Raw genomic sequence first — 6,403 nt, 5'->3', positions numbered from 1 at the left:
GCGGCGGCGCCAGCGGCGTCGCCGTCTCGATGGCCGCTGTATAGGCCCCACCTCCCAATCCTGTCAACACACTCCGTGAAACTTTTTAGACAGCGGGCCATTTTTTTGGGCGGCGGCCGCCTTCGCTGTGGGCAGCACTTATTGATCGCGCGCGTAGGCGAGCGCTCGCGCGAGAGACACTCGCAAGGTGCCCGTAAACAGCCGCAATCCAAGACCATGAGAGCGCTTGCCGCTCGTTGCGCGATTGATTCCGCGCCGCCGCGCGGGCATGGTCTCCCAGCTTGAGCGGGCGAGGCCCCCGCGCTCGGCGGCAGGTTTGTCCGCATGGCTAGGCTTGCAGGTGCGGATAAAGACGGATCAAGACGCCAGACGATGAACGCCCATCCCGAGTTCAACGCCCCAGCAGAACCGCTCGCCCCCGAGGCCGCGGCGCTGCTGATCGATCTCGGGATCGAGCCGCCGATCCGGCCGGACGGCTCCGCGCATCAATTGCAGGACCGGCGCGGCATCTCGGTGCGCTGGCTCTTCGCCTGCATGCTCGTCGGCTCCTGCGGCGCGGCCCTGCTCGGCGCCGCCATCCTGATCGCGATGCGCGGCGACACCAGCTTTCCCGAACAGCCCGAGACCGTGACGGCGCGCGCCTCCTCGGGCGCCGGCGCCGGCGGCGGGGCCCGCAAGGCGGACAAGCTCGTGGCCGAGCAACCCGTGATCGCCGCACGCCAGGCCGTGCGCGCGCCGATGTCGCAGAAGCTCGGGGATCGTGAAGTCATCCGCGTCCGGCCCTTCATCCGGCTCGCATCCAACCTGTCGATGACGACCGGCGTCTACGCGACCAATATTCCACCCTTCAACCCGTTGCGGCTCTTCGCCGAGGGCGGCCAGCCCAGCGAGCGCTATGCCGAGCCGGTGCAGGATCTCCCCGACGCCGACGTGACCATCGTGAAGCGCGACCTGACCGATATCCAGGTCCCCGACGGCAAAGCCCAGCTCGGCGACGCCGAGGTCATCACCCAGATGGAGGAAGAGCGCGCCAATGCCGCCGCCGCCGGGCGGCAGCGCAGCCTGCCGATCCCGCCGCAATTGATGCTGAGCCGCACGCTCACCGGCGCGGCCCCGACCGCCGGCGACCTCTTGGCCTATGCGCCCAGCGACACGCGCTTTTCCGGCATCGAGGTCCGCGTCGTTCCCGAGAACGTCACCAACGCGCGCAAGACCCCGATCCCCGCCTCGCGCGAGCCGCTGGTCGAGGAAAAACTGGTGATCGCCAAGCGCGGCGAGAATTTCGAGCAGACCATGCGTGCTGCCGGCGCGACCCAGGACCAGATCCGCGGCATGATGCAGGCGTTTGGCGGCAAGGTCCGCGTCTCCGCCCTTCCCGACGGCCAGGTCCTGCAGGTTCTGTTCGCGCCGGGTCCGCGCCCCGGCGATGTCAGACAGATCGTGCGCGTCTCCTTCCTGACCGCGGGCCAGCCCGATGGCACGGTCGCGATCAACGACGCCGGCGCCTTCGTCTCCGTCACCTTGCCCCGCCAGGACCTGGTCGGCCCGCAGCGCCCGCAGCGGAAGACCGGCGACGCGCAGGACGAGGAGGAGGATGAAGATGGCGGCGGCAGCACCGGCGCCAGGCTCTATGACAGCCTCTACGAGACCGGTCTGCGCCACGAGATGCCGCGCCCGCTTGTCGACGAGCTCGTCCGGATCTTCTCCTACGACGTCGATTTCCAGCAGCGCGTGCGCGGCGGCGACAATCTCGAGGTCATCTTCACCGAGGAGGAGGAAGGCGAGCGCGCCGAAATCCTGTCGGCGGCCTTGACCATCAACGGCGAGACGCGCCGCGTCTTCCGCTACCAGGCGCCCGAGGACGGGCTGATCGAGTATTTCGACGAGGACGGCCGCTCGCTGAAGAAGTTCCTGCTGCGCAAGCCGATCGCCGAAGGCGAGATGCGCTCGGGCTTCGGCATGCGCTACCACCCGATCATGCGCTATTCGAAAATGCATACCGGCGTGGACTGGGCCAACCGCATCGGCACGCCGATCCTGGCGGCGGGCAACGGCACGATCATCAGCGCCGGCTGGTCCTCGGGCTATGGCAAGCACACCGAGATCCAGCACGCCAATGGCTATGTCACGACCTATTCGCACCAGTCCAACTTCGCCAACGGCATCGTGCCCGGCGCTAGGGTCCGGCAGGGCCAGATCATCGGCTATCTCGGCTCGACCGGCCTCTCGACCGGCCCGCACCTGCATTACGAGGTCAAGGTCAACGATAATTTCGTGAACCCGATGAAGATCCGCGTGCCGCGCGGTCGCGAACTCCAGGGCGTCGCGCTGGCGGAGTTCAAGCGCCAGCGCGACGAGATCCAGGGCCTGATCGTGAAGGCCGGCGGCACGCTCGCACAGTTGCGCTGAGCGCATGACGAAGGCGTAGGAGGGGCGCCGCCTCGCAGCCGGCGCTTGACTTAGCGCCAGCGAGGGCACACCGGGAAAGCCTGTTCTGCTCCTGCCCCGCGAAATAGGCCGATGCTCGCCGCCCTCATCGTCGTCCTGCCCGTTTTCGGCCTGATCAGCCTCGGCTATCTCGCGCGCTGGGCCAAGATCGTGCGGGAAACCACCGGCGAGGGCCTCTCCGACTTCGTCTTCGTCCTGGCCCTGCCCTGCCTGCTCTTCCGCACGCTCGCCAAGGCGGATATTCCGGCCACCCAGCCCTGGGGCTACTGGATCGCCTATTTCACCGGCCTCGCCATCGTCTGGGCGCTCGCCATGCTGATCGCGAGCCGCATTTTTGCCCGTAAGGGCCCCGAGCTGGTCGTCTCGGGCTTCGCCGCCGCGCAATCCAACACCGTCTTCGTCGGCGTGCCGATGATCCTGAAGGCCTATGGCGACGCCGGCGCTGTACCGCTCGGCCTGCTGCTGGCGATCCATCTGCCGGTCACGATGACGATCGCCACCTTGCTCGCCGAAGGCCGCGCGGCCTCGATCACGATGATGATCAAGCGGCTGTTCACTCACCCGATCATCATCGGCATCCTGCTCGGCTCGGCGGCGCGTCCGATCATCGGCCTGATCCCCGAGCCGCTCTGGACGATCATCGACCTCCTGGCCGGCGCCGCCGTGCCCTGCGCGCTCATCAGCCTCGGCATCGCCATGCGGCGTTACGGGCTGACATCGGGCCTCGCTTTGCCCGCCATCCTGAGCGGGCTCAAGCTCGGGCTGCATCCGCTGATCGTCTATGTGCTGGCGACCATGGTCTTCCAGATGCCGGCGCATTGGTCGGGCGTCGCCGTGCTCTTCGCCGCCTGCCCCTGCGGCATCAACGCCTATCTCTTCGCCGAACGCTACAAGCAAGGTGTCGCCGACGCTTCCAGCGCGATCGCACTCTCGACCATGCTCTCGCTCTTCACCACCACGGCCTGGCTGACCTGGCTCGGGGTGAGCTGACGACGCAAACCGTCCTTGCGATGACCGGAGGCCGCTCAGCCGAAGCCGAGCTGCGCCCTGATCTCGCCGGCCGTGACGCCGCGCGCCCGGAGATCGGCGAGGCTTTGCGAGAGCCGGCTCTTCGCCAGCTTCTGCCCGGTCTCGTCGCTCAGCAGGGGATGGAAATGATAGCGCGGCGTCGGCAGGCCGAGCAGCCGCTGCAGCGCGACATGGATGTCGGTCGCAGCTTCGAGATCGCGCCCGCGCACGACATGGGTCACGCCTTGCAGCGCATCATCGAGCACGACCGAGAGGTGATAGCTCGTCGGCACCTCCTTGCGCGCCAGCACGACATCGCCCCAGCGGGCCGGTTGCGCGGCGACGAACCGTTCATGCCCTGCCTCGTCGAAGAGCACATAGTCAGCCGCTCCGCCTATCATCTCGACCGCGCGCTCCATCGCCAGCCGCAGCATATGCGGCTCGCCGGCCGCGATGCGTGTCGCAGCCTCGGCCGGATCGCACGCACGGCAGGTTCCGGGATAAAGCGGCGCGCCGTCGGGATCGACCGGCCAAGCCTTATGCAGGCCGACCGCGCGTTTGATCACCTGGCGCGAACAAAAACAGGGATAGACCAGCCCTCGCGCCTGCAGCCCCCTCACCGCCTCGGCATAACTCTCGAAATGCTCGGATTGCCGCCGGACCGCCCCGTCGAAGCACACACCAAGCCAGGCAAGATCCTCCCTGATCCCTGCCTCGAATTCCGGCTTGCAGCGGGTGACGTCGATATCCTCGATCCGCAGCAGCAGCCGGCCGCCCAGCTCGCGCGCCAGCCGTTCATTCGTCAGCACCGACAGCGCGTGGCCGAGATGCAGCCGCCCGTTCGGGCTCGGCGCGAAGCGGAAGACCGGCTCCGCGAAATCAGGGGAGGACGCTGCCATCCGCCTTGTCTAGAGCAATTTCCGATTCTGGAGCAATTTCCGATCCAACTGGGCCGAAAATGCTCCAGGCCTCTGCTTTAACGAGCTTTCTTCACACGAACCGATGCCCACTTCGCTCGAGAACGCTCTATGGTTTCGCGGGCGGCCAGCCGAGACCGCGACGCTGCTGACAATCCCCGTCACGACCATGCCGTTCCATCAGCCCGCCATGAATCTGATCACATGAACCTGATCACCTGCGACGCCGATCTCGAGGAAGGCATGGCGGCGCTGCGCGCGCTGCAGCCGCATTGGGCTGGGATCATCGACAAGGTCGGTCTGCCGCCGTTGCGCCGCCGCCCCGGCGGCTTCGCGGGGCTGGCGGCCATCATCGTCTCGCAACAACTATCGGTGGCGAGCGCCCGCGCCGTCTGGGCCCGCGTCGAGAGCGTGCTCGCGCCCCTGACGCCGGAGCGCATCCTGGCGGCCAGCGACGAGGAGATGCGGTTGTCGGGCCTCTCGCGGCCCAAGCAACGCACCTTGCGCGCGGTCGCCGCCGCGCTCGTCGAGGGCAGCTTGCGCTTCGAGGCGCTGGAAGCCGCCACGCCCGAGGCGGTGCATGAGCACATGACCGCCGTCTCCGGCATCGGCCCCTGGACGGCGGACATCTACCTCTTGTTCTGCCTCGGCCATCGCGACGGCTTCGCCGCCGGCGACCTTGCGATCCAGGAGGCGGCGCGGCAGGCCTTCGACCTGCCCGCCCGCCCGAAAGCGGCCGAGCTCGCGGCGCTGGCCGAAGCCTGGCGGCCATGGCGCGGCGTCGCGGCGCGATTGCTCTGGGCCTATTACGCCGCCTTGAAGAAGCGCGAAGGCATCAACGCTTAGCCGAACGCAGCGTCCTGGGCAGGACATGGCGCTGCCGGGACCCCAAGGGATAAGGAAGACGCGTGCGTTTCCCTTCTCCAGGGAAGAGGGCGCCTCCGCTCAGCCCCTGATCGTCTTGATCGCAGCCTGCGCGCCGGCGCGCATCAGCCCGGCATCGCTCATCAGCGTCACCATCCTGGCGCCGAGCGCGAAGAAATCCTTCGCCCGCTCCGCCGACTGGGCATAGATCGCCACCGGCTTGTTGACGGCAGATGCGCGCGCAACGATGTGGCGGATCGCTTCATCGACCTCGGGGATCGTCGCATCGACCAGTGCGCCGCCCGACAGCGCGATCGAAAGATCGGAAGGGCCGACGAAGACGGCGTCGATGCCCGGCAGCGCCAGGATGTCGTCGAGGATGGCGATCGCCTCGCGCGTCTCGATCATCGCGAAGGAGAGCGAGAAGCCGTTGGCCGCCTTGAAATAGCTGTTCGCATCGAGACCGGAGGTGCCGAGCGCGCCGTAGCTGCCCCAGCTGCGCTCGCCCATCGGCGGGTATTTGGAATAGGCGGCAAAGCGGCGCGCATCCTCCATCGTGTTGATCATCGGCGCGATCACACCGGAAACGCCGGCATCGAGCAGCTTCGAGACGTTCTGGAACTCGCCGACCGGAAGACGCGCCAGCGCCGGCTTGCCCGCCGCGTTGATCAGCGGAATCGCGCGGATGACCTCGCCCAGCGTGATCGGTCCGTGCTGCATGTCGAGCGTGACGGCGTCAAAGGCCTCCTGAGCCAGAATGCCGCCGATGCTCGGCTCGGGAATGCTCGACCAGGCCGAGAGGATCTTGTCGCCCTTGGCGAGACGGTCGGCGAGCGAGGACAGCACGGTGGGCTTCGACATGGGCGTTCATCCGGTTCTGGGGCCCGCTCTTGGGGGATGGCGGGTCGCTCAAATTGGACCGGGGCGACGTTCAAAAGCAAACGGGCGCCCATGCGCCCGTCTCACATGCGTCCTGCGTTTGCCGGCATCCCGTGTTTGCCGGGCAGCGCGCCCTAGTGGTTTGATTCCGACATTTGCTCCCCATTCTATATCGGGCTCGGAGCAAATGTCGGAATCATCAAAACCACTGGCAACTCTTTGGTTTTCTAGTGGAACTTATGAATTTGACATTTGCTATCCGCCCGATATCGGGCGCGAGGCAAATG

The 6,403-nt window shown here is 67.1% G+C and carries 5 protein-coding genes; 3 read left to right on the top strand and 2 right to left on the bottom strand.

Annotation, left to right across the window (positions count from 1 at the left end; genetic code table 11):
* The first annotated feature begins 372 nt into the window (after positions 1 to 372).
* A complete protein-coding gene (locus J2Y55_RS28885; RefSeq protein WP_310160186.1) occupies positions 373 to 2,409 on the top strand; it encodes a M23 family metallopeptidase in 2,037 nt (678 codons plus the stop codon).
* Positions 2,410 to 2,520: 111 nt separating this feature from the next.
* Complete coding sequence (locus J2Y55_RS28880) at positions 2,521 to 3,438, top strand: AEC family transporter (protein WP_310160184.1); 918 nt, start codon at positions 2,521 to 2,523, stop codon at positions 3,436 to 3,438.
* 35 nt (positions 3,439 to 3,473) lie between these two features.
* Here the strand turns inward: J2Y55_RS28880 and gluQRS are convergent, their stop codons facing one another.
* Entirely contained in the window at positions 3,474 to 4,355 is an 882-nt protein-coding gene (gene gluQRS / locus J2Y55_RS28875) for a tRNA glutamyl-Q(34) synthetase GluQRS (RefSeq protein ID WP_310160182.1), read from the bottom strand.
* A 222-nt stretch (positions 4,356 to 4,577) separates the two neighbouring features.
* On the opposite strand from gluQRS, the gene J2Y55_RS28870 reads away from it, so the two are divergent.
* Complete coding sequence (locus J2Y55_RS28870) at positions 4,578 to 5,219, top strand: DNA-3-methyladenine glycosylase family protein (RefSeq protein ID WP_310160181.1); 642 nt, start codon at positions 4,578 to 4,580, stop codon at positions 5,217 to 5,219.
* Positions 5,220 to 5,318: 99 nt separating this feature from the next.
* Here the strand turns inward: J2Y55_RS28870 and J2Y55_RS28865 are convergent, their stop codons facing one another.
* Positions 5,319 to 6,098 (bottom strand): HpcH/HpaI aldolase family protein, encoded by a 780-nt coding sequence (locus J2Y55_RS28865; RefSeq protein WP_310160178.1) that lies wholly within the window; start codon positions 6,096 to 6,098, stop codon positions 5,319 to 5,321.
* Positions 6,099 to 6,403 lie beyond the last annotated feature (305 nt).

This window comes from Allobosea sp. BE125 (assembly GCF_031456075.1).
Classification (GTDB): domain Bacteria; phylum Pseudomonadota; class Alphaproteobacteria; order Rhizobiales; family Beijerinckiaceae; genus Allobosea.
This window is presented reverse-complemented; position numbering and strand designations above follow the sequence as displayed.